This is a genomic window from Cyclobacterium xiamenense (assembly GCF_900109255.1).
Lineage (GTDB): Bacteria > Bacteroidota > Bacteroidia > Cytophagales > Cyclobacteriaceae > Cyclobacterium > Cyclobacterium xiamenense.
This window is the reverse complement of record NZ_FNZH01000006.1, coordinates 131502-154565: the sequence shown is the minus strand read 5'-3', so window position 1 is coordinate 154565 and position 23064 is coordinate 131502. Positions and strand designations below refer to the sequence as shown.

Sequence of the window (23064 nt, the reverse complement as noted above, 5' to 3'; positions counted from 1 at the left end):
TATTGCTTGATAAATTAACACAAAAATACCTGGAATATGAATCGGAAGGTTAGATTTTTTTCAGATTTTAGTACTTTGGCGGACCAATACTATTTTACCAGAGACGAAACCTGATGCGGAGTACCTGTAACCATTTTTTATTTCTTTTCCTGTTGACCTGCATGGTCCACCTGAACGCCTTTTCGCAGTCGTCAGGGAATCTATGGTTGTCCACCGGCTTTCAGGCATTCACCAGTCGTGACGCCGGATTTTCTTCCATGAAGTACAGCGGGCCCCGCAGTTTCAGTACGGGCGCGTTCGCGCTTCAACGCCCCCATAAGACAGAGACCTTCCAAGTTGAATTTGGCATTGGCCCGCTAAGCAACCAAATCGGCAACTCCCTAAACGCTTTGTCTGCGGGCTTTTGGAACAGTACCTTTTATCACCGGGAAAAAGACGCCGACCGGGGTCTGCATTGGGGCTGGTCCAATCAGAATTTGTTGAATCTCCGTCGGCACAATGGATTTACCAATTACAGTCTCCGGTACGATTATTTCACCTCCATTGGACCGGCGCTTCGGTACCAGTACCCCTTTCAATGGAAAGGGCAGCAGTTTTCCTGGCAAACCCTGGCCCATTGGCAGGTAGTGGGCTTTCAGATTAAGTCCGGCTTTATCGGAGCCGACCCGGCAGGAGTCACCGAGGATGGGGAACCCTTGGATAATTTTCTCCGGGCGGTGGACCCTTTTTACGTAGGAAGGGATTGGAACCTGGGACTGGAATCCACGCTGGTTTGGACATTGCCTGCCGGTAATGACCTGGCACTGCGTTACCGACCAGAGTTCGCTGTCTTAAAGGGAGGCCAACCGATTCATCGAGTTGGACATGCAGTCAGTCTTTTAATAAATTTTCGCATATGGTAAGACCGGCATCGTTTAGTTGGATCCTTGTGGTTTTTTTGTTTTCCTGCGACCAATGGCTGCTGCCACCCGACCCCGCGTCGGACCCAACGGCTGTATTCGACACCTTATGGGAAGACGTAAACCATAGGTATTCGTTTTTTACCCACAAAGACATTGACTGGGAACAGGTACGCGCGGATTACCGGCCCAGGGTAAACGATCAGATGGGCCAACTGGAGCTGTATGACCTGTTGGCCGAAATGCTTTTTGAACTCCGGGACGGGCACGTAAATCTAAGTACGGGATTTAACCGCAGCCGAAACTGGGATTGGTATCGGGATTTCCCCGTGAATTACGACGAAAACCTGATCGAGCAGGAATACCTGGGAGGAGATTATTGGATCAGCGGGCCATTACAGCATCAGGTGGTGGACGAGGTGTTGTATGTCAATTACCGATCCTTCGGGCAACGGATTTCCGAAGCCAATCTGCAGGTGGTCGTCGAGCGGGCAAAACGAAGCAGGGGGGTAATCATCGATGTGCGGAATAACGGCGGGGGCAATCTGAGCAATGCTGAGTTACTGGCTTCTGCCTTCGCGGCAGAAGAGATTGAGTATGCAAGGCAACGGATCAAATCGGGCCCGGGACCGGATGAATTTGGCCCCTGGGAGCCGATGACAATTCGCCCCTGGGAGGAAGGAACGTATACCGGCCGCGTGATCGTCCTTACCAATCGCCGGTCCTATAGCGCGACCACTTTTTTTGCCCAAATGATGAAGGCCCTCCCCAACGTGTCCCTGGTAGGAGACCAAACGGGTGGAGGCGGAGGGACCCCGGTATTTGGTGAGTTACCCAACGGGTGGACCTACCGCTTTTCGGCAACGCAGACCATCGACCTGGACGAACGGCAATTGGAAGATGGTGTGGTGCCTGACCTTCGGTTGGACCTAAACCCGGCAGCGGTAGGCAGGGGAGAAGACAACCTGATCGAAACAGCCATTTTTCTGCTGCGTAGGTAAACGTGCGTTTGCCGTTTTAAGGGTACGAGGATCCTTTAAGAAAGGACAGCAGGTTAGCAAGGTCTTGCCGAGTCATGGTTTGTTCCAGTCCGTCGGGCATCAGGGACGTGCCCGGGTTTTCCATGCGTTCAATTCGGGAACGGAGCAGGGTTTCTTCGGTTCCGAAAGAAGTTTTTAACCGGATGGAATGGGCCGACTCGGAGAGAATGCGGCCGCTTAGCTGCCGCCCATCGGTGGTCTGCACGGTGGTGGTCTGGTATTCCGGCAAAATTTCATAATTCGGTACCAGTGTATGCAACAGGATGGCCGAAGCCGGTTGATTGCCAATACCGGTCAAATCGGGTCCGACTTCGGCTCCCTCCCCCGAATGCCTGTGACAGACGGCACATTGCTTGCGAAAAACGGCTTTGCCCGCAGCGAAATCGCCTACCAGGGTCAACACCTCTTTGTATCGACTGAATACCTCCATTCTGCCGCCTTCTTCCAGGAAATCAAAAAGGGAATCGGCGGCCGATTGTACCCGCGGGTTAGCCGATTTCATGAGCGCCTGCCGGGTGGTTGACGGAATGTCGGCGGCTGGAATGGCGCCCGTTTTCAGCGCGTGTATCAATTCCTCCAGGAGTACCGGCTGGGATACGAGGCGATTGATCACGGCGGCCTTGATCTGGGGGGTAAACGTTTTCCATTGCTGGGCCTCGGTGAGCAATTTGCCGGCCTTGGAATGATTTTGGCGGGTCAGCGCAGTCACAGCTTCCAGCTGAACGGCATTGGATTGATCGGGAGTCAGCAAACTACCCAGCAAGTTTTCGGTCTGACCGGGAGGAAAATACCCCAGCGTGCGTACGGCCCGAATGCGGTCGTCTTCCGCAGTGGAGGCTGCGTTTAGAAGCGTTGTCAATTCGGCTCGCCATGCTTTTAGCTGATTTTCGGTAAGCCCCAATTGATCCAGATGGAGGAATTGCCCGTCTTTTTCTGCCAGGCCCTGGCAAAGACCGGCAAGTAGGGCGGCTTCCGCGAGAGTGGTCTCTTCTGCCCATATCGAAAGAATCAGGTTTTTGGACGTTTCAAAGGAATGGCTTGCCGCCAGAAGTTTCCCCAAATCGGAAAAAAGCTCCCGCATCCCGGCCGAAGCGGGTTCATTACTGCTTTCCCTCAGCAATTGCAGAAATCCCAGGGTTTGGTTGTTTAGACCAGCCAGAACGGCCGTTCGCAGCCAGGAATCAGCGGCATCCTGATAGGCAATGTGTGCCAGAGGAGCTACTTTACCCTCCCCGGACTGCTCTCCCAGAACCAAGGCCGCCGCAAACCGGACTCGGGGCTCGGGATCTTCGGATCGCTCAAAAATTTGGGCTTCCACCTGTGGTATCAGGTTTTTGGACCGGGCTGCCAGCCATAGGCCCTGTTCCCGTACACCCGGATGGGGATCCTGCAGGGCGGCGCGGAGAAGCTCCGGGCTCATGCCGGCTGTGTGGTGAACCAGCCAAAGTGCCCGCACCCGGGTTTCCGGTAGCGTCGCCTCCCTCGCCAGGGAGCGGAGTGCGGCCAGGCTTTCGGCTGGTTTGGCTTCCAGCAATAAGCGAAAGGCGGTTTCTCTGGACCAGGCATCCCCGTCTGATAGGGCCTTGAGGGTTTCCGAGAGGCTGACCGGATCTTTTTTTGGAAAGACGAAGGAGTTCACCGGCATTTCGGGTCCTTTGGCGCGTATGCGGTAAATTCTCCCCTGATTTTTACCGCTGCTAAAGTCCAATGCCGGGCGGGTTTCTTCGGGTACGTAGGCGGGGTGATCGATGGTTTTTCGGTACATGTCTGCCAGGTATAGGGCGCCGTTTGGCCCGTGGCCCAGAAATACCGGATTAAACCAGGTGTCGGATGAGGCTAAAAACTCCCATCCTTCGTGTACCCGTTGCGATACAAACGTGGCACCTTTTTTTTCCAAGCGTTGCCGCTGTACCAGGTTTTGCGCCGGCTCGCATATAAAGGCATTTCCCACATGAGCTTCGGATAATCCTGGGCCCTGAAAAATTAAGGTACCACAGGCCGAGGTAAAGGTGCCCTGGTGGGAGCGGCCCATCAGCCGGGGGATGTAGTCCGCCGTGGTTACGGATTTGCTGATCGGAAAAACGAGCGCTTCTGATTCGACCGGCGAAACATTTTGAACGGTGTTGGAAAATGGGAGATGAGGATTTCGTTCCAGGTGCCGGGGTTCCAGTACCAAGTGCTGCAGGGGGTGCCGGTTGCTGCTGCCGAACCTTCGACCGAAGGCATCAAAGGCCAAACCAAACTGACTGCGGCCCGCGGTACGCTCAAATTCCAAGGTTTCCGGGTGAAAGCGGCTATCAGAGGCGGTGAATTCCACAGGTTCTTTGTCTGGACGGGAAGGCGCGTGCACCTTTCCACCGGTCAGCCCGGAGGTAAGGTAGACCCATCCATCCAGGCCCAGTACGGGATGGCTGACCCGTATCTGGGCGGTTTTGCTGTCGTCAAATCCCCTAAGGACGATTTCCCGGATATCGGCCTTGCCGTTTCCACTGGTATCTTTGAAATAATACAGGTGTGGCGCACAGGTAACAAATACCCCGCCTTTCCAGGGCAAAATGCCGTTGGGATAGCTAAGGCCCGTTACGAAATCGGTTCGGTAATCAAATTTTCCATCCCCATCCCGGTCTTCCAGCCGCGCTATTGTCCCCTCCATTTCGCGGGCAGTCCCGTCAACCGGATCGGGATAGCCGGTATTTTCAGCGACATACAACACCCCGGTTTCATCAAAAGCAAAGGCTGCCGGGTCCGCCACGAGCGGCTCCGCTGCCAGTAATTCAATTTGCAATCCGGGCTCCAGCTGGAAGGCTGCCAAGGCCGCTTTTAGCGGAAGCGAGTCCTGGTAGCTATAGAGGTAGGAATTGACCGGGCTTTCTTGCCGTTCAAACAAGGGGCCGATGTCTTCGGTATCGGTTTTTTCGCTACAGGCAGTAGAAAGCAACAGCAGGAAAACAAGGAAATAGGCGTAAGGCATACGGTAACGAAAGTTCATGGCATAGACGGAAATGGTGCAGAAATGGATCACAGTTCCCGGCCTCGTTCTGGGGGCACATTCCCGTAGTCCCAGGGTCGCCCCAGAAAAGGCGGAGCCTTCGGCGCTTCCGGAATGGCCCCCGGTTCGAGTTGCCGGATCAACGCCAGACTGGCCGCGACAATCTTGGGACCGGCATCTATTTCCAGGTTGCTGTAGGAGGTAAGGCGGGTTTCGTATCCGCCGCCCTGGGGACCGAAGGCCTCCCGGCTGGGTACGTAGCCCACGCAGTCGTTGGCCATGGTCACGGGAAAGGTACTCGGGAAGGGACTTTCTGCTTTGATCTGTAAGCCAAGGTCGCAGAAAAATTCAGCAGGATTGGCAGTCAATACTGCGGGACCTAGCTGGATTACCTGCAGCGGAACATCATGGATGGGGTTTTGCTTGCCCCAGCTGTCGAGCAACAGGGTTTCTTTGGCGAATATCCAATTCGTTTTGCCTACCTGCTCCGGTGCCTGTTTTACCAGTTGCAAGGATTCCCGTACCCTGCCTTCGGTAGGCATCCTTCGCTTCAGGGGCAACAGAAGCTGCTTGCTGTCCACCCTCATCCGGTTGGACCGGGACAGGTGGAGCATGGTTTTGACCACCTCCGCACCCACGCTGGCGCCCACCAATCGGGCCCAATCCTCTCCGGAGGGGTTCGGGCTTGGGTTGCGGTTGTTTACCTGAGTTATGTCGCCGCTAGCGCCTTGCAAAAAAACCACCACGCAATCCGGGCCGAATGCTCCCCGAATGGTTTGTTCCATGTAATACACCCAATTTGCGGAAATACCTCCAGGGTTGGTGGTGGTATGGCAGGCGTAGTTGACCAGGCAGCCCATGCATTTACCGTCGGCATCCCAGCTGCCAATGACGCCAACTTCCGGATCAATTGGTCCGGCAACCTGCAAAATATCCGGATTCAACTGCCCCGGATGGGTATAGGTCCTTCCGTTTTTCATGAGAAAGCGCCTATTGAAGGCCACCTTCTCCTCCTTGCCGCTACCGATCCCAATACGCGCTTCCTGTAGGTTTTCCAGGGCCCGCAGGGCTGTAGCCAGGGTTGTTTCCTTTACCTGATCCAGGTAGGCCGGGTCTGCGCAAGAAGAATGGGTGTAAGCAAGCTCCTGAATGAAGGCATCGGATTGTTCGTATTGCCCCGGTTGCACCATGGCTGTTGGGCCAGAGGAATGGGAGTGTGAAGCTGTCATCAGTATTTTTTCTACAGCGATGCCGCCCTTTTCCTGAATGGTCCGTTTGACCTCATCTACCCAGGGTCGGTATACCGCCAGTGCATCCAGCGAAACGATCAGCACCTGTTCCGTCCCCGATTGAAAGGCAGCGATGCGTACCTTGCAGGGGTCATGAAAAGATCGGTGGTACTGTTTGCCGTAATTTCCCGGCTGTTCCATGCCCAGTGTAGGAGAAATGTCTCCCTCTGCAAAAGCCGCTTTTACGAGGTCGGCAATTTTGCTCGGGAGAACCGCTTTTGATCCCGTAAAGTCGTTCGCCAGGTTTTGCCCGATCAGTGGAGGCGCCAGACTCAGGTATCCGGCAGCCAGGCTGGAATTTCGCAAGAATTTTCTTCGGGAGGAGCTCGGTTTCTTTTTCATGTGCAATCAGGAGGCAGGTGGAAGGTTACCAGGTGGTTTTCTTTGGATTTTATTTCCGTTCTACCGGAAAAACCTGTTTTTAAGATACAGTAAATCATCGGTATTCCCAGTTAATCCTTGTTTTTTTTGCACATTGTTCGCTTCGGAAATGGGAGGGGCAGGTAATTTTCTTTTGTGAAATTATTTCTATTGGTTTGGAAAGAGTAAATTTAATTCAACGAAAAATCTACAACGAATGTCAGATGCAATAAAAAGCCTGGAACTTTTCGAGGGAGGACTGGAAGAAAAATCCCTGCAAGCTTATTTTAACCGAGTTGGGTATGGAGGGGAACGGGAACCTACTCTGGAGGTGCTCCAGCAACTTCATTACCTGCATCCGCAGGCCATTCCCTTTGAAAACATCCATTCCTTTTTGGGACTCCCCGTTGCCTTAGGCCTTCCGGAATTGGTGCAAAAGTTGGTGTTGGAAGGTAGGGGAGGGTACTGTTTCGAGCAAAACCTACTCTTTGGGCAGGTATTGAGGACCATGGGATTCCTGGTAAAGGGATTGTCCGCCCGGGTTTTTTGGGAGGTACCGGAGGGGGAGATCAAACCCAGAGACCACATGTTGCTATTGGTTCAGGTAGGCGGAAGGAAATACATCGCAGACGTGGGTTTTGGAGGAGCATCGTTCACGGCACCTCTTTCTCTGGACGATCCCGATCCGCAGGATACACCCATCGAACAGTACCGGATTTCCAAAGAGGCGGACTTTTATTACGTGGAAATTTGGGTAAAAGAGGAGTGGAGGCTTATGTACCGGTTTGGATTGGAACCGCAGTTATTGCCGGATTACGAGGTCGTCAGCTGGTACCTGTGTACCCATCCTTCCTCACTGTTTGTGAAAGATTTGATGGTTGCCCGGTGCATGCCCTGGGGAAGGTATGCGCTTTATAACGACCGTTTTACCATTCACCGAAAGAATGAGGCAAGCCAAAAGCGAACCATAACGAACTATCAGGAGTTAAAGGAACTATTGGAAGAGATTTTTTTGATACAGCTACCCCAACACGAGAAGTTGCCGGAACGGTTGAAGAAATTGATTTCCGAAGAATAAGCGAATAAGGGAAGCGCAGGCTTTCTGTCTTTTTTTAAGAAATGGCTACTACAATGATGAAGAAGTGTTGGATGATCGTTTTCCTTATGGGAAGCCTAGCTATTGGGAACCCGGCAGGCGCGCAGGGATTTATTAAACGGTATATCCATTCCTTTTTGAACGACACCAGCGATATTTCCAAACCGCAGTTTCTTCTGTACCCCACGCTGGCTTATGCGCCAGAGACCAGTTGGGAAATCGGATTCAGTGCCCTGTATGTGTACTATGCAAACCGTGACACCACCCATCGACTGAGTGAGATCAATGCATTTACGTTCTTTACCCTAGAAAATCAATACGGATTATGGATGGACCACGCCAACTATGGACCGGGAGATCGCTGGTTTTTTCTGGGTAGAATACGCTTCCAGAGTTTTCCACTGCTGTATTACGGCATCGGTAACGACAGTCCGCCAGATTTTTTGGCCAGAGTAGATGCCAATCAGGTATGGGTGAAAGAACGCGTACTCCGTAAGGTACGGGATAATCTGTTTTTTGGGCTTGAATTCGATTGGCAACGATTGCAGCAGGTTCGATTTGTCCCTTCGGAGCCAGGGGCGACACTGGAGCTCCCCGCTGGATACCAGGGCAGTTCGAACCTGGGTCTGGGGCTGGGCCTGGTTTACGATAACCGGCACAACGTGTTGAACGTACGGGATGGTCACTTCTCCGAATTGGCCGTTATGCGGTACAACCCATTTTGGAAAAGCGAATTTAATTTTACCACGGTTTTGTCAGATAACCGGATCTACCGGCCCGTTGGAAAAAACAACGTGCTGGCCGCACAGCTATTTGGTCAGTTTCAATCCGGGATCGTTCCCTTTAACCAACTATCGCTGATGGGTGGGGAAAGCCTGATGCGAGGCTACTATACCGGGAGGTACCGGGACCGTAATCAGGTGGCAGCTCAGGTAGAAATGCGGTTTTTACCTTTTCCGTTGAGATTTACCGATCGAATCGGCGGAGCGGTGTTTGCCGGAACAGGCCAGGTTTTTCCGGAAATCAGGGCTTTTGATTGGAATAGAATGGTTTGGTCCGCTGGCGGGGGACTGCGGTTTTTGCTATTTCCGAAAAAAGATATTTATACCCGATTGGATCTGGCGTTTACAAGCGAAGGATCCGGGGTCTATTTTTTTATCGGAGAAGCATTTTAAGAAAAGCTACCGTCGTACGCCTGAACAGCCCTTCCGGTTAGTTTTGGCTCAATTGCCGGTAGTCAAGCTTGAAGTCGATCCGAAGAATTTCCCGGACGTTTTTTTTTTCGATAGCCTTGGGCATTTTTCCAACCTTCCAGTTGGCCGGCTTCCGGAATTTCTCTCCTTGCTGGAAATGGTCAAACGTCTCCGGATCATCGGCCGCAGATCGAACTGCCTTGACTATATACAAGAGGCTCAAACTAATTGCAAGTATTACCGACACTACGATGTACGTTTCCATAATTTCCGATCAGTTAAAAATCAGGCCTATTTTTTTGGCTTCCGAACCGCTCTCGGTACCCATTTGGTTTTAGAGTTCCGAATGATTGATTAACATTTCAAAATTAGTAAAATTTAATTACAAAAATTAATAAAAATAGGTTGTTTTTATGGGTATTTTTTTGTAAATATAAAATAGTATTTTGTTGTATTATTTTTGTATTTCATGCGCGGTAGGTAGGTTTTTCTGGGAAAAACGTCAAAATGCTTACAGGAAGGCCAGGCCTGCCGCACTATTCCTGCTTGAAAAACAGGTAGAGAAGTTTGGGCTTTCCCGCTTTCCAACTTGTTTCTAAACCAAATTTTCTCACGAATATAGGTACTGATATTAGCTTTATGTTTGGTTGGAAGTGGTTCGTAAGAAATGCGGGAGCTTTGCTATGGATATTCTCATCGGTTTGTTGGGCACTGTCTCTTGGCCTCGTACCATTTGACACATCCCCGAAAGTAGTTTACGAAAGTAAGCAGTGGAAACAACTGCCAACATGCAATGCGGTTCTGGAACGAAAATTCGATGAGCAGGTAAAAGACTTTCGAAAACCGAGTAAGTGGAGTGATTTTATTTGGTGCGAAGGCTGCTGGTTTCATATTTTTTTTGTTATTTGTACCTGCTTCACGGACACCTGAATACAGATGCTTGCTTTGAATACCTCGAACCTATCGAATACAAACGGCCTTTTTTCCTCGTGGAAAAATACAAGCGAACCGTTTGGGTTCCCGAATCTTAGACCGAAGGATTGCTTTCAAACCCGTGCATCAAGTTTTTCAGCGGAAGCAGTGGAGCGACGTTTTTCGGCTGCATCCCCTAAACTAGCGAGGTCTGAACGAAGCCAGAAAGGTCGTTTACCAGCAAAATCTGAAGTCCAGACAGGTTGTGGCCGGTGCGGAAAATTTCGAAAAGATTCGGTTCGGGAGAAAGCGTTGGGACCAACCTTGTTTTTTATTGGTAAGGTTCGTGAAACCAATACTTCCTTTTGTAGTTCTTTCCTTAGCCGGAATTTCCCGGGACAGGATGCCGGGTTTCTGTCGGCTAGTCAACCTGTTTGGATCCGTTTTCAGGTACCTTTTGTGGGAAGGGTTGCGGTTCGTAGGACAACTACTGGGGGTTCCGGCGTACCGGTATCTGAGAGAGCGTCCGTGTATCGCCCCGGCTTTCTCGAGAAAATGGGAATAGGAGACTGGATTCCGTACTACAGCCCCGAAAAATCGAAGAAGCGGCCACCGTTGCTCGCCCTCCATCGGTACGTTTCAGTTAATAGAAAAGTCAAGCAATAAATCGAGTATCATGAACAAGAAAAAAAAGAACCTACTTTCCCGAAGAAAATTTATGGGAACGGGCCTGCTGGGAGCAGCAGGCATGGGAATGTTGAACCAGGCCAGTTACGCCAGAGGTCCATTGGTGGAGGGAGCTATGGATCAGCCAATGCAGCCAGGAAAAACAGGGGTAGAAACGCTTCGGTTGGGTTTTATCGGGCTAGGGCGGCAAGCCAACGGGTTGTTGAGCAACTTTATTGCCCTCCCAGACATTGAAGTTATCGCCGGATGCGACGTGTACGGGGCAAAACGACAACGTTTTTTAAACCGGACAACTGCCTATTACCAGGAGCATAACCGGGACGTGGAGGTGGCCGTTTACGAAAATTACCACGATCTCTTGGCCAGAAAAGATGTGGACGCGGTGGTTATTGCCACGCCGGATCATTGGCATGCGCTGATTTCCATTGATGCTTGCAGGGCGGGAAAGGACATTTATCTGGAGAAACCGCTTACCTATACCATTCGGGAGGGACAGGAATTGATCAAAGCGGTCCGTTCCAATAATATAGTACTGGCGACCGGCTGCATGCAGCGCTCGTTTGCCAATTTTCAGCATGCGGTTAAAATGGTGCACAAAGGGAGAATTGGCCCGGTTAGCAAGGTCTATGCCTGCGTGGGTGGTCCTCCGAAACCATTTGACCTGCCCAAGGAAGAGGTGCCGGCTGATCTAAACTGGGACCTTTGGCTCGGTCCGCTGAATGCCCCCATTCATTTTAACCACGAGTTGAATCCGCCCATTTCTCTGGATCCACCGGAAAACGAGAAAATGTGGGGCGGATGGCGCTGGTACAAAGAAACCGGAGGTGGATTGACCACGGACTGGGGTGCCCATATGTTTGATATTGCCCAATGGGCCATTGGAATGGACCGTAAAGGACCGGTTTCCATTATCCCGGCAGGGTATCAGGATACCGAATACCTCACGTTTACCTACCCAAATGGTGTAACAATAACCGAGCAGCCCTTTGACAAAAAAGAAACCAGGGGATGCAAGTTTTTTGGCAAAGATGGCTGGATCGAAGTATCCCGCTCGCATTACGAGGCATCGGACCCTTCCCTGTATCCGTCACTTGCGGAAGGAGAAAGCCTGCAGGGAGGTGGATCAAAAGATCATTACATCGACTTTATCGAATCGGTGAGGCGAAGAAAAGATCCCATTGCTTCGGTAGAGATCGGCCACAGCACCTGTGTCACCTGTACGCTGGGTAATATCGCATACGACCTGGGCAGGCCTTTGAATTGGGATCCGGATACCGAGCAGTTTGTCAACGATCCGGAGGCAGAAAAACACCTGCATCGGGCATATAGACCGGGATACCGATTGTAAAAAACTCAAAAGAGGCACCTCTATGGTGCCTTTTTTATTCCCACGTCCTTCGTAGGAGGGGTAGGCCGCAGGTAAGTACGCCGGTGGTAGCAAGCGTACGTCCTAAAGGAGATCGGTATTTTCAGGAAGACACGGATCCGGTCCACAAACGGGTGGACTTATTTTCTCCGGGGAACCCCCGTAACGGCTTGCGCTTCCCAGGGGTTTTCGGGCCACAGGTGTTTGGGATACCTGCGTTTCAGTTCTTTTTTAACTTCGTGGTAGGTTTGGTTCCAGAAATTTTCCAGGTCCTGAGTCACCTGAACCGGTTTGTATCCCGGAGACAGTACGTGCAGCAGTAACGGCACGCGATTCGCATTAATTCGTGGGGTCTGTCTCCACCCAAATAGTTCCTGCAAGCGGGCCGCCAATACCGGGGGTTCTCCCGAAGAAAAGTACCGAATAGCACCCCAGGACCCGCTCGGCAATTGGATGCGTTCGGGTGCGAGCTTGTCTGCTTCCGCTTGTTGCGAAAAGCTGAGGCTATGCCGGAGGATTTCACGTAGGGGCAATTTTTTCAGGTCGCTTGCGGTGCGTGCCCCCTTCAGGTAAGGAGCAAGCCAGGTTTCCGCCCAGGCCAGGAGTTGATCGGTGCGCACGTCCGGCCAATCGGCATCCGGATTCCAGGTTTTAAGGCTGAGAATTCGGTTTTGCCATTGGATGACCGCCTCGTCAAACGGCAGCCATTTTTCTCCTGAATTAGCGAGAGTTTCCAGGAGCACTTGTTGAATTGCCTCGGGATCGGGGGACTGGATGGTCTTTTTTTGCAGCAGAATTTGTCCGATTTTCCATTCTTCTACTGCCTGCACTGCCTCTTCCTGGGCATCCCAGTAGATTCTGGGCCGTATTTTGACCATGGGTCTCAGGTCACTTGGGGAAAGGGGAGATGCCAAAAAGATTTTCCCCGTTCGATCGCGTTCGTTTACCTGGGCGATGGCGAGCCAGGTTTCCCTGGCCAGGTCGTCTCTGCGTTCCATGCTGGCCATTTTCCCGTTGGCCAGTTGGAATAGGCCCTGATTTCCCGGTCGTGCGGATGCAATTCTCTCCGGAAAAGCCTGCGCCAGTAGCAACCCCGTTTGGTGGGGGTCTACCGCTCCGTTTGCGGCCTGTATACCGATCAATTGCCGGAAAGATTGGGCTGCTTTTTCAATTTTCCGGAACTCCTGCTGACCCCGGCTGCTTTGCCGAAAGCGGCGCAAGCCCTCTATTCGCAGGTTGATGTCCAGGCCTGTTCCTGCGGGCAGGGGATCTTTTTCCTCCAACACCGCAGCCAGATCGGTTGCCAGCGCCTGTAGATCGAGTTCCTGACTAACCACCAGCAAGTGGGCAATTCTGGGATGGCTGGGAAACGCGTGGAGGGCTTTTCCATGAGGCGTGATTTTTCCGGATTCGAGGGCGCCCAGGTGCTCCAGGGTCGTTACGGCTTCCTCCCAATGTCCCTGTGGAGGAGGGGTAATCCAGTCCAATTCCCTGAAGTCCGAAATGCCCCATTTGTGCAGCTCCAAGACCAGTGAGGCGAGGTCGGTTTGCTGTATTTCCGGTTCCCGGAACGGAAGTAATTTGTCCTGAGTGGCCCGGCTCCACAGACGGTAGCAGGTTCCCGGCCCCAGGCGTCCGGCTCTACCGGCTCGTTGGGTGGCGGTATCCTGGGTGACGGGGAGGGTTTCCAGCCGGTTGAGTCCGGAATTGGGGTTGTACCGGGAGCTTCGCATGAATCCCCCGTCCACCACGATCCGAATGCCTTCGATGGTGAGGCTGGTCTCGGCAATGGCGGTGGCCAGAACAATTTTACGCTTTCCTTCCGGGTGCGGCAGCAGGACTGCCTGTTGTCGACCAAACGGCAGCTGTCCATATAGGGGAAGAATTGCCAGTTCCGGGTAGCGTGTTTGGAGTATTTTTGCGGTTTTCTTTATTTCCCCCTGTCCCGGAAGAAAGGCCAGGATGTCCCCTTCTCCATTGGCAAGGGCATCGCCAATCACCGAGCTTATGGTGGAGGGGAGTGCGTAGAGGTCGGTCCCTTCGCAGTAGCACAGGTCGACGGGATACTGCCTTCCCAGGCTTTCCAGTAAGGGAATTTGCAGCTTTTCGGCCAGCAAGCGGCTATCCAGGGTAGCCGACATGACGAGCAATCTCAGGTCCGGTCGGAGTACCTGCCGTACCTCGCGGCAAAGCGCCAGGCCCAGGTCTGCATGGATGCTGCGTTCGTGAAACTCGTCGAAAATCACCAGCCCGGTATCGGACAGCGAATTATCTGCTTGCATCATGCGGGTAAGAATTCCTTCCGTGATGACTTCGATGCGGGTGTTTTTTCCCACGCAGGTATCAAAACGTACCCGGTATCCCACCCGTTCGCCTGGGGATTCGCCCAGCAGCTGTGCCATGCGCTGGGCCACCGTTTTTGCAGCCAATTTGCGTGGTTCCAGTAACAAGATTTTTTTACCTGCCAGCCAGCTTTCTTCCAGCAAGGTGAGTGGCAAGAGGGTGCTTTTTCCGGCACCGGGTGGTGCGTGTAGCAACAGGGAAGGCTGATCTTGCAACAAAGCCTTCAGCCGGGGAAGGACTTCCAGTATGGGTAGGGAAGGGAATGACTTCAAGACAGGTGGGGAAGGAAAATTCTGGCTAAAAAAGTAACCTACGGCCGAAAATGGATTTCCGGCCGTAGGCAAGGAAATTTACTTGATGGTTGCTTTGGCACGTCCGTATTCCCATTTCACCTCCATGCCGTCCGCGACGATGTCGTAGATCAGATTTTCGGTGAGGGTTTGGGTTTGGCCGGAGGGTACCTGTACCCGAAGGGCGTCCTGACTTTCGTCGTATTGGGTGCCCCATTGCCCGGTTTGTTTGTTAAAGATAAAGGTACTGTTGTACTCATCCGGGATGATAAAGAAACTGTATTTGCCAGCAGGCAATGTTTTCCCCTGGATTTGGATGTCTTTGCTGGTTTCGAAAATGGTTGCTTCGTTTGCCCCTGCTCGCCAGACTTTGCCAAGCGGCACGAGCTCGCCGAAAATCGTGCGGCCCTTTACGGCGGGGCTGCTGTAATTTACCGTGATTTTCGCTCCATTAACGGTGCCTTCTGCAGTTTTTGGGGGACTGGCTCTTTCCTGAGCCTGGGAGAAAAAGACAACAGCTAGCACAAGTACTCCGGAGAGACCAAGCATTTTTAAGGTTGATGTTTTCATGTTGGTATTGATTTTTTGGTTTGAAGTTGAAATACGTAACGGTATAAGGTAGGAGATGGTTAGTCTTTCCAACCTTAAATTTTAACCCAGGCCTGTTTTTTATGACTTTCGATGATGCGTTCGCAAATCAGCAACTCCCGGTATCCGTCCTCAAACGTAGGGAAGCTGGGTTTTTCGGGTTGCTTGCCTTCAGCGATCGCGGCGTAGACCTCTTTAAACATTTGCTTGGAGGTATCCGGAAATCCTTCGTTGTGGCCTCCCGGGAAACCAATCAATTTGGCGGCCTCGGGGCTAAAAAGGGAGGGGTCTTTCATCAGGTGCTGGTTGGCTGTTTCTCGTTTTCCAATCCAGAGTTCGTTGGGCTTCTCGCTGCACCATTCGAAATTGGCCTTTGAACCCGCGATTTCGATGTTGAGACGGTTTTTTCGACCGGCATTTACCTGACTGACGGTGACCGATCCTTTGTTGCCGTTATCAAACCGCAACATCACGGTGGCATGGTCTTCGGTGTTGATGGGCACCTCTTCGTAATCCGATTCCTGAAGCATTTTTCCGCTGTAGGTTTCGATGGCCTTAAGGGGCTTCAGGCGGGTCTTGTGCACGGTAGAAAAGTCGGCCATGACCTCCGTTACTTTCAACCCCGTGACGTATTCGGTGAGATCGAGCAAATGAGAACCGATATCCGCGATGGCCCGGGAGTCTCCCGACTTGTCCGGTTCCAGTCGCCAGTTGTAGTCTGTTTGCAGAAAAAGCCAGTCCTGCAGGTAGGAACCCATGATGGAGTAAATGTCTCCAAGTTCCCCGCTTTCTCGCATGGTTTTCATTTGCCGCACCATGGGGTAATAGCGCAGGTTAAAATGAACGGCATTGACCAGGCCTGTTTTTTTGGCCAGGGCTACCAATTCTTCCGCTTCTTCTATTTTGGTAGCCAGGGGCTTTTCACAAATCACGTGTTTTCCTGCCTCCAAAACGGCCTTGGATTGGGCGTAGTGTAGAAAGTTTGGGGTGCAGATATGCACAGCGGTAATGGATTCATCCCGAAGCATGTCTTCAAATACCATGGCTTTTGCTATGCCCAGTTGCGCGGCTTTGGCCCGGGCCAATTCCTCGTTTACCTCACAGAGCGCCGCTACTTCGATATTGGGATTTCTTCTCAGCGCTTCGATATGGGCAGGGCCAATGAATCCTGTGCCAACTACCGCTACATGTACTTTTTCCATAATGATTGGTTTATTGTAAAAGATAGCCTTAAAGATAGAAGGTACTTTTGTATTTTTCAATGCTCTCTCACTTTTCCCGGTGCAGGACCGGCAGCAAAGCGTTCCCGGCGACGGCTATTTTTCCAATTTTCCACCAAAAGGCTGGTAGGGAATGCCTATTTTTAGCGCATGAACACGGATCGAAAAACAGCACTGGTTACAGGCGCCGCCCGGGGCATTGGGCAGGAAATCGCCCGGATATTGGCAAGGGAGGGGTATTCGCTTTTTCTTGCCGACAAGCTGCCGGAAGCAAACGAAACGGTACAGGCCTGCAGGGCGCTGGGAGCTACGGCTGCTTTTGTCCCTTGTGATATCACCGATGCCCAACAGCGGGAGAACCTGATTCAGACCGTTTCCGCCGGTACCGGCCGACTGGATATCTTGGTTAACAATGCGGGGATCAACGTGCGGGAACGACGAGACCTGTTGGAAGTGGAGGAAGGCGACTACGACCGGGTTTTGGATACAAATTTACGGTCTCCGTTTTTTCTTACCCAAAAAATCGCTAGTTGGATGATTCAGCAAAAGGAAGCGTTCCCTGAGCGAAACCCATGCATCATCAATATCGCGTCGCTGACATCCTATGCGGCTTCGATTCACATGGCTCCTTATTGTTTGTCAAAGACCGGGGTGAGCATGATGACCCAGCTTTTTGCGCAGCGACTGGCGCCGCATGGGATTGCGGTCTACGAGATCCGTCCAGGTATCATCCAAACCGACATGACCACGGCGGCCAGGGAAAAATACGATCGGTTTATTGCGGAAGGAGGACTGCCAATTCCCAGATGGGGTACACCTGCCGACGTGGCCCAGGCGGTATTGGGCCTGGTTCGGGGGTTTTTGCCCTATTCTACCGGTGAAGTGATCAACGTAGATGGAGGCTTTCACATGCGCAAACTTTGATAGCGGCTCAGTCTCCGGGTAGGGGCTGGCTGCTTGGGAAATAGTCCGGAGTTTTGGTAGAATTTTTCGGTCTCTCTCCAGAAGCAGCAGCGGCGAGTTCTGCTAAAATAGAGTGAGTGGGTACTGCGCTGGCAGGCCCGCTTCCTTAGGCTGAGAGTTGGACCCGTCGATATCCAGCATCGTCGCAGTTTGCGAAGGAGCACGGTAGTGGGTCCCTGTTTTTGTGGCTTCTTTGGCCGGAACGGGAAGCGGGAATCCCAGAGCGTTTGCCAGAACTGCCGCCACAACGAATACCCGTGCTTTAAATAAAAAGAAGAAGAAAAGTTGCTTTTTTCGGTTCATCGAGTAATTTTGTTACTCTTAGCCTGTGCCTCACGTGGCGAAGCTGTATACGGTTTTCCGCACCCAATCAACCAGTCGCTACTTTAATGAATTTCATGGCTATTTTATCGTTTTTCGTATCGTTTTAACGCTTTTTTAAGCGGCACTTCCTTCCCTTGCTGGATTCCCTGATCACCTCCAAAACGAGGATTAAATTACTGGTTAAGTTCTTTTCCAATGCCGGAAACCGCGGATACTTGCGGGGCCTTGCGGATGAGTTTAACGAATCTACGAATTCGGTTCGGGTCGAGTTAAACCGGCTGTCTGAAGCGGGCCTGCTGCACTGGCAAAACCACGGAAAGACGAAGCGCTATCAGGCGAATGAATCCCATCCCTTGTACCAGGAAATCCGAAGCATCGTCAGCAAGTACCTGGGCTTTGATCACTTGATTGAGCAGGTGGTACACAACCTGGGCAATGTCAAAAAAGCCATCATTCTGGGCGACTATGCCAGGGGCAAGGATTCCGGGACAATTGAGTTATTGTTGGTAGGGGAGGAGATTAATTCCGACTACCTGGACTTTTTAATCAAAAAAACCGAAGAAAAGATACAGCGAAAATTACGGGTAGAGGTAAAAGACTTCGTGCCGCAGGAAGCATTGTCTGGATTAGTGGTATTTGAAAAAGAAGAGGCATGAACGAAAAATCGGGTATTTTTCTATCGGTAGTCATCCCGGTATACCAATCGGCCTCCAGCCTGGAAGCGTTGATTCGGCGCCTGGGTTCCGTACTTCAGGGGATAAGTGCGCAAGTGGAACTGATTCTGGTAGACGACGGTAGTTCGGATGGCAGTTGGGATTTGATCCAAAAAGCCGCGGATACCGATGCCCGTATACGGGGATTGCGGTTGAGCCGAAATTTTGGACAACATCATGCCATCGCGGCCGGATTGGATGCGTCGGTTGGAGAATGGACCGTGGTGATGGATGCCGATTTACAGGATCTACCAGAGGAGATTCCCCACCTGTTGAGCAAGGCCCAGCACGGGTACGAGGTGGTATTGGGCAGGCGGATGCATCGGAAAGATGTCTGGCATAAAACGTTGCTTTCAACCCTATTTTATCGGGTTTTTCGGTATATGAGCGGTTTTTCCCAAGATCCGGCGGTTGGTAATTTTGGTATTTACCACAGAAAAGTGATCGGGGAACTGGTGCAAATGCGGGAATCGATCCGCTATTTTCCTGCCCTGGTCCATTGGCTGGGTTTTCGTCAGGGCACCTTCGATGTGCAACACGGGCACTCGGTCACTGGAAAGTCGAATTATGGCTTTCGCTCCAGGGTTCATTTGGGGGTAAACGCTGTGCTGTCCTTTTCGGATAAGCCCCTGCGCTTAACGGTAAAATTGGGTTTTGTTATTGCCTTAATGGGGTTTATATTTGCATTGGTCACCCTATTTCGGTATTTCTCGGGAAGCATTGCGATACAGGGATATGCAAGCCTGATCGTTTCTATCTGGATGTTGTCGGGCCTTATCCTGATGACGCTGGGAGTCGTGGGTTTGTATGTAGGAAGAATATTCGACGGGGTCAAAAATCGTCCGCTATACGTAGTGGCCCAACGAACCTGATATGATACAGTTTTTACCCTTTGATTCGTCCTTGTTTGGTTACCGGGTTGGTAAGTTGCTCCTTGAAAAATCGCTTCCCGATATGGATCGCATCCAATCAGCAGCACACGGTTACCAGCTAATTTACGTAATGGGAAAGCCCGGCCTGGTAAAGCTGGGAGGCTGGCCGCCCATCAGTACCCGGGTGGACCTGGTGAAAGCGATTTTGAAATCGGACCTGGAAGCCGATTCCGAGGATCTGGACGAGGTGGAGATAGGTGAGCAGGATCTCTCCGGCTCGCTCTCCGATACCGATCAGCAGCAACTGCGGGAATTGGTCTTTACCAGCGGCCAATGTTCCCGATTCCGGCAGGATCCCTTGCTTGCCAATAAGGAATACGAAAAACTCTATAGTACCTGGTGGGAAACCATCACGAGCCAAAACCACCGGGTGATGGTGGCCCGAAACGGTGACCGCCTCCTCGGTTTTATCACCTTTCGCCTGCTGCGGGGGCGTGCCTACGTAGACCTATTTGCCGTAGAGGGCAAATCTCAAGGAAAAGGAATTGGTAGAAAATTGATGCGCAAGGTATTTCAGGAAGTATACGCCACGGGCCTGGTACAAGTGGGATTGTCCACGCAAAAAGCCAACCAACGGGCCATGGCATTTTACCGAAGTGCTGGATTTCAGTCCCTGAAGGAAACCTTGATTGCGCACTGGCGGCCGGAAATCCCCGGATGAAAGCATCGCTTACTTGATCACACATACCGATACAGGACTACAGGTAGTTCCCTACTCCCCCCGGTTTGCCAGCGCATGGCAGGAGGTGCTGGTTGCGGCTCCTAACGCAACCCTCCTGCATCGGCGATCGTACCTGGAATACCACGAGGAGCGTTTTCGGGACGTATCGGTACTTGTTTTTTCCAGGAACCATCCCCTGGCGGTTTTTCCCGCACACCGGGAAGGAAGCGAGGTGTATTCCCACCGAGGGCTTAGCTACGCGGGGCTTGTTCACCGTGGCTGCTCGTTTCACCAAACCATGCAGCTTTACCGGCACCTGCTGCAGTACTATTCGGAGCAGGGAGTGTCGGCACTTGTCCTCCACCCAACACCAATCGTGTATGCAAGCGAATGCGCAGACCCGCTTCCCTACCTGATGTACCTGGCCGGAGCGGAGACAATCGATATGAAAGTAACCCAAGCCATTGTGTTGCCGCTCGTCCTGGCCCACAAGGGGCGGAAAGCTACCGTTAGCCGGGCAGGCAAATCCGGCCTGGAAATACGATTGCAGGAAGATGTAGGCGAGTTTTGGGATGACCTCCTGGTACCCAACCTGCTGCTACGCTACGGCAGGAAACCCACCCATACCCGGGAAGAAATGCGTTACTTGAAGTCCATGCATCCGGATTCAATTTACCAATACACCGTATTTGAAGCGGAAACTCCGGTGGCTGGCTCCACGGTGTACGAAACACCTACCTGCCTGCACACCCAGTATCTGGCAAGCAATGCCCGAGGCAGGGAGTTGCATGCGCTGGATTTACTCGTATACCACCTGGCTACCGAGGTAGCCGGAAAAAAACGCTACCTGGACTTTGGCCATTCCCATGAGCCAAAGGGCGGTGCGATCAATCGGTCTCTTTTTCGGTGGAAACAAAGCTTTGGCGCCGAGCCCTTCCCTCAGGTACAATACCGGGTACCCACCGCAGCCTGGAAGCAATTGGCCGAAGCAGAACGTACAACGCCCCGGTAAATGCCCAAACGATCCACCCCGGATAGGGAACGACTAACACAACTTCGTAGGGAAGACTCTTACTACCACATTACTTGTTTTAAGGATGAATTTTACTGCAACGATCATCCGGATGGTAGATGCATGAGAGGTTTTTTCTCGCTTTTTATACAAGCGCTCAACGGAATGACCTTCGCGATAAAATACGGTTTGCCATACAAGGTAGATTTTTCAAACGCTACTTATCCCTATAGCAATGCCGGGGAGGAAATTCCTACCAATTTTTGGGAGGAGTTGATGGTACCCCAAGCGCTTTCTCCAGATCGCTCTCCTGTCTATAACCTTAGGTACGAAACCTACCCACTTAGAATTTGGCATCGGGGTTTCCTTAGAAGTCTGCATCAAACCTTGCGGTCTGAAATACGCTTTCAGAAAAATCTGACTGAAAAAATTGCAACCCTAAAGGAAAAATTCAAACCTTTCCGGGTTTTAGGACTACATGCCCGGCGAACGGATCACTATTTAGAGGTTCCTTCGGTTGATGAGGAGGTATTTCTGCTGAAAATTAAGAAAAAAATACAGGAATTTGACCGCTTGTTTGTGGCAACGGATGATGCGGTTTTTCTGGAAGCACTGAAGCGGTTGTATCCAGAGAAGGTACTGGCACATGACTTTTACCGATCTAACGACAAGCAAGCTGTACACGATCATAGGAGTGGAAAAACTGGCCTTTTATTGGGCGAACAAGCACTTTTGGATTGTCTGTCGCTTTCTTTTTGCCAGGAGCTAATCCTATCCCCTTCGAATTTGTCTTATGCAGCCTTGGTTTTTCAGCCCGACTTGCCCTATTCCCTGGTAGAAAGCCGGGCGGCTGCCTGGTCTCGTCGAAAGACGCTGCTGGCCTACTTGCTAAACCGGTGGGGAATCCGAAAATGGTAAGGAGTGATTGAGCTGTATCCGCAAAGCGATCCGATTACCGCCGACTGTCCCCGCTGTGCGGGAAAGGAAATGCCGGGTACAGCGCTCTTTTTTCAGGGGCCTCATGTGTTGGGAGAACATGCCTGTACCGATTGTGGGTTGGCGTTTTATGCGACCTTGCCCATTGGTCATGCCGCCCTTTTTCCCGTTGCTTTTAGCCGGGATGGAAGATTTACCCACTTTGACAAAAAGGAAGGTTCCTGGATGGCCCTGCCGCTGATCCGTTCCGTGCGCGAGGCTACCGCTGTAGCGGCCGGCATGCAACTGTTGCAGGCAAATCCCGGAGGAGACCTGGTAGTGGTCAACTGCCTGGACGGGTGTTTTGGGCACGTGTTTACCAAACTCTGGAACGTGTATTTGCTACAAAAGAAATTTCCAGCCAAAACCCTGGCGGTGCTGTTGCCTTCCCGTTTTCACTGGCTGCTGACGGATCCGACGGTGGAGATTTGGTCGGTAGACCTGCCCTTGGAGGAGCTGCACAAGGGCGTAAAAGGACTGGATGCCTGGGTAAGGAAACAGTTTGCGCGGTTTCGTTCGGTGGCCTTGAGTCGGGTTCCGGTACATCCAAACCCAGCAGCGTTGGATCTTGGAGAAATCCTGCAGGCCAGGCCCTTTGATCTGGAGGACTTTATGCGGGTCCCCTTGCAGCTAACCTTTGTCTGGCGTTCCGACCGCTTTTGGTTGAATAGCCGGCTTCTTGCCCTGGTCGACAAGGCATCCATCAAGTTTGGTTTGCAGTCCTGGGTACGCGGCATCCTGTGCTACCGGCAGGGCAGGTTGTTGGGACGGCTGAGGCAAAAGCTCCGCGAAGCCCTTCCGGAGGCCCGTTTTTACCTCACCGGCCTGGGCAAGCAGGGTAGGCTTCCTGCAGGCTGGACGGACGAGCGGGTGGAGCAGATTGATCTGGAAGTGGAGCGAGGCTGGAATGAGATTCACCGGCAGAGTCATCTGGTGATGGGGGTACACGGTTCGCACATGATCATCCCTACCGCCCTGGCTGCCGGCTTTGTAGAAATCCTGCCCCGGCACAAGGTGCGGCATCTGACCGAGGACATTGGCCGGCAGCACCCCGGGCGTATGGGGCAATTTCTGGGCAGGTTTGTAGACGAATTTTCCTCCCCCGATCTGCTTGCGGAACACGGGGTACGTATGGTAAAGGAGTTTGAAAGGGTGTATGCGGGCTGGAAAGGGGATGTACACGAAGCAATGTGAGGGAGGACTTGTGCAGGA

At 52.0% G+C, this 23064-nt stretch carries 19 protein-coding genes; 12 read left to right on the top strand and 7 right to left on the bottom strand.

Going from position 1 to position 23064, the window contains the following annotated elements:
- The first annotated feature begins 113 nt into the window (after nucleotides 1-113).
- Nucleotides 114-902, top strand: coding sequence for a hypothetical protein (locus BMW71_RS17950; RefSeq protein WP_092177222.1), 789 nt, complete (start codon nucleotides 114-116; stop codon nucleotides 900-902).
- A complete protein-coding gene (locus BMW71_RS17945; RefSeq protein ID WP_092177220.1) occupies nucleotides 896-1900 on the top strand; it encodes a S41 family peptidase in 1005 nt (334 codons plus the stop codon). The genes BMW71_RS17950 and BMW71_RS17945 overlap by 7 nt, the downstream gene beginning before the upstream one ends.
- 16 nt (nucleotides 1901-1916) lie before the next feature.
- Here BMW71_RS17945 and BMW71_RS17940 read toward each other — a convergent pair whose 3' ends face one another.
- Together BMW71_RS17940 and BMW71_RS17935 are read right to left on the bottom strand one after the other, a co-directional pair.
- Nucleotides 1917-4928 (bottom strand): PVC-type heme-binding CxxCH protein, encoded by a 3012-nt coding sequence (locus BMW71_RS17940; RefSeq protein WP_092177218.1) that lies wholly within the window; start codon nucleotides 4926-4928, stop codon nucleotides 1917-1919.
- Between the two features lie 29 nt (nucleotides 4929-4957).
- A complete protein-coding gene (locus BMW71_RS17935; RefSeq protein WP_092177216.1) occupies nucleotides 4958-6559 on the bottom strand; it encodes a hypothetical protein in 1602 nt (533 codons plus the stop codon).
- Between the two features lie 235 nt (nucleotides 6560-6794).
- Between BMW71_RS17935 and BMW71_RS17925 the strand changes: the two genes are divergently transcribed.
- Both BMW71_RS17925 and BMW71_RS17920 read left to right on the top strand, forming a co-directional pair.
- A complete protein-coding gene (locus BMW71_RS17925; RefSeq protein ID WP_092177213.1) occupies nucleotides 6795-7655 on the top strand; it encodes an arylamine N-acetyltransferase family protein in 861 nt (286 codons plus the stop codon).
- Between the two features lie 53 nt (nucleotides 7656-7708).
- Nucleotides 7709-8848: a BamA/TamA family outer membrane protein gene (locus tag BMW71_RS17920; protein WP_092177211.1), complete on the top strand. Its 1140-nt coding sequence runs from the start codon at nucleotides 7709-7711 to the stop codon at nucleotides 8846-8848.
- Between the two features lie 37 nt (nucleotides 8849-8885).
- Here the strand turns inward: BMW71_RS17920 and BMW71_RS17915 are convergent, their stop codons facing one another.
- Nucleotides 8886-9131 (bottom strand): hypothetical protein, encoded by a 246-nt coding sequence (locus BMW71_RS17915; protein WP_092177208.1) that lies wholly within the window; start codon nucleotides 9129-9131, stop codon nucleotides 8886-8888.
- Between the two features lie 1323 nt (nucleotides 9132-10454).
- Between BMW71_RS17915 and BMW71_RS17905 the strand changes: the two genes are divergently transcribed.
- A complete protein-coding gene (locus tag BMW71_RS17905; RefSeq protein ID WP_092177202.1) occupies nucleotides 10455-11813 on the top strand; it encodes a Gfo/Idh/MocA family protein in 1359 nt (452 codons plus the stop codon).
- A 158-nt stretch (nucleotides 11814-11971) separates the two neighbouring features.
- Here the strand turns inward: BMW71_RS17905 and hrpB are convergent, their stop codons facing one another.
- From hrpB to BMW71_RS17890, 3 genes are all read right to left on the bottom strand, one after another.
- Entirely contained in the window at nucleotides 11972-14446 is a 2475-nt protein-coding gene (gene hrpB / locus BMW71_RS17900) for an ATP-dependent helicase HrpB (RefSeq protein WP_092177346.1), read from the bottom strand.
- Nucleotides 14447-14524: 78 nt separating this feature from the next.
- Nucleotides 14525-15034 (bottom strand): DUF2911 domain-containing protein, encoded by a 510-nt coding sequence (locus BMW71_RS17895; RefSeq protein WP_092177344.1) that lies wholly within the window; start codon nucleotides 15032-15034, stop codon nucleotides 14525-14527.
- A gap of 74 nt (nucleotides 15035-15108) precedes the next feature.
- Complete coding sequence (locus BMW71_RS17890; RefSeq protein WP_092177199.1) at nucleotides 15109-16254, bottom strand: Gfo/Idh/MocA family protein; 1146 nt, start codon at nucleotides 16252-16254, stop codon at nucleotides 15109-15111.
- 168 nt (nucleotides 16255-16422) lie between these two features.
- On the opposite strand from BMW71_RS17890, the gene BMW71_RS17885 reads away from it, so the two are divergent.
- Nucleotides 16423-17196 carry a 3-ketoacyl-ACP reductase gene (locus BMW71_RS17885; protein WP_092177196.1) on the top strand — a complete coding sequence of 258 codons (774 nt, stop codon included), beginning with the start codon at nucleotides 16423-16425 and terminating at the stop codon, nucleotides 17194-17196.
- A 102-nt stretch (nucleotides 17197-17298) separates the two neighbouring features.
- Here BMW71_RS17885 and BMW71_RS17880 read toward each other — a convergent pair whose 3' ends face one another.
- Complete coding sequence (locus BMW71_RS17880) at nucleotides 17299-17538, bottom strand: hypothetical protein (RefSeq protein WP_092177193.1); 240 nt, start codon at nucleotides 17536-17538, stop codon at nucleotides 17299-17301.
- Between the two features lie 155 nt (nucleotides 17539-17693).
- Here BMW71_RS17880 and BMW71_RS17875 point away from each other — a divergent pair, with 155 nt between their 5' ends.
- The 6 genes from BMW71_RS17875 to BMW71_RS17850 are packed head-to-tail and all read left to right on the top strand — an operon-like array spanning nucleotide 17694 to nucleotide 23046.
- Nucleotides 17694-18215, top strand: coding sequence for a PaaX family transcriptional regulator (locus tag BMW71_RS17875; protein ID WP_092177190.1), 522 nt, complete (start codon nucleotides 17694-17696; stop codon nucleotides 18213-18215).
- Entirely contained in the window at nucleotides 18212-19144 is a 933-nt protein-coding gene (locus BMW71_RS17870) for a glycosyltransferase family 2 protein (RefSeq protein WP_092177187.1), read from the top strand. The genes BMW71_RS17875 and BMW71_RS17870 overlap by 4 nt, the downstream gene beginning before the upstream one ends.
- A 1-nt stretch (nucleotide 19145) precedes the next feature.
- Nucleotides 19146-19865, top strand: coding sequence for a GNAT family N-acetyltransferase (locus BMW71_RS17865; RefSeq protein ID WP_092177185.1), 720 nt, complete (start codon nucleotides 19146-19148; stop codon nucleotides 19863-19865).
- 13 nt (nucleotides 19866-19878) lie between these two features.
- The gene (locus tag BMW71_RS17860; RefSeq protein WP_143057676.1) at nucleotides 19879-20877 is read left to right on the top strand and encodes a hypothetical protein; all 999 of its coding nucleotides are present in this window, start codon (nucleotides 19879-19881) and stop codon (nucleotides 20875-20877) included.
- Nucleotides 20878-21795, top strand: coding sequence for an O-fucosyltransferase family protein (locus BMW71_RS17855; RefSeq protein ID WP_143057675.1), 918 nt, complete (start codon nucleotides 20878-20880; stop codon nucleotides 21793-21795).
- A 3-nt stretch (nucleotides 21796-21798) separates the two neighbouring features.
- Nucleotides 21799-23046: a hypothetical protein gene (locus BMW71_RS17850; RefSeq protein WP_092177176.1), complete on the top strand. Its 1248-nt coding sequence runs from the start codon at nucleotides 21799-21801 to the stop codon at nucleotides 23044-23046.
- The last annotated feature ends 18 nt before the right edge of the window (nucleotides 23047-23064 follow it).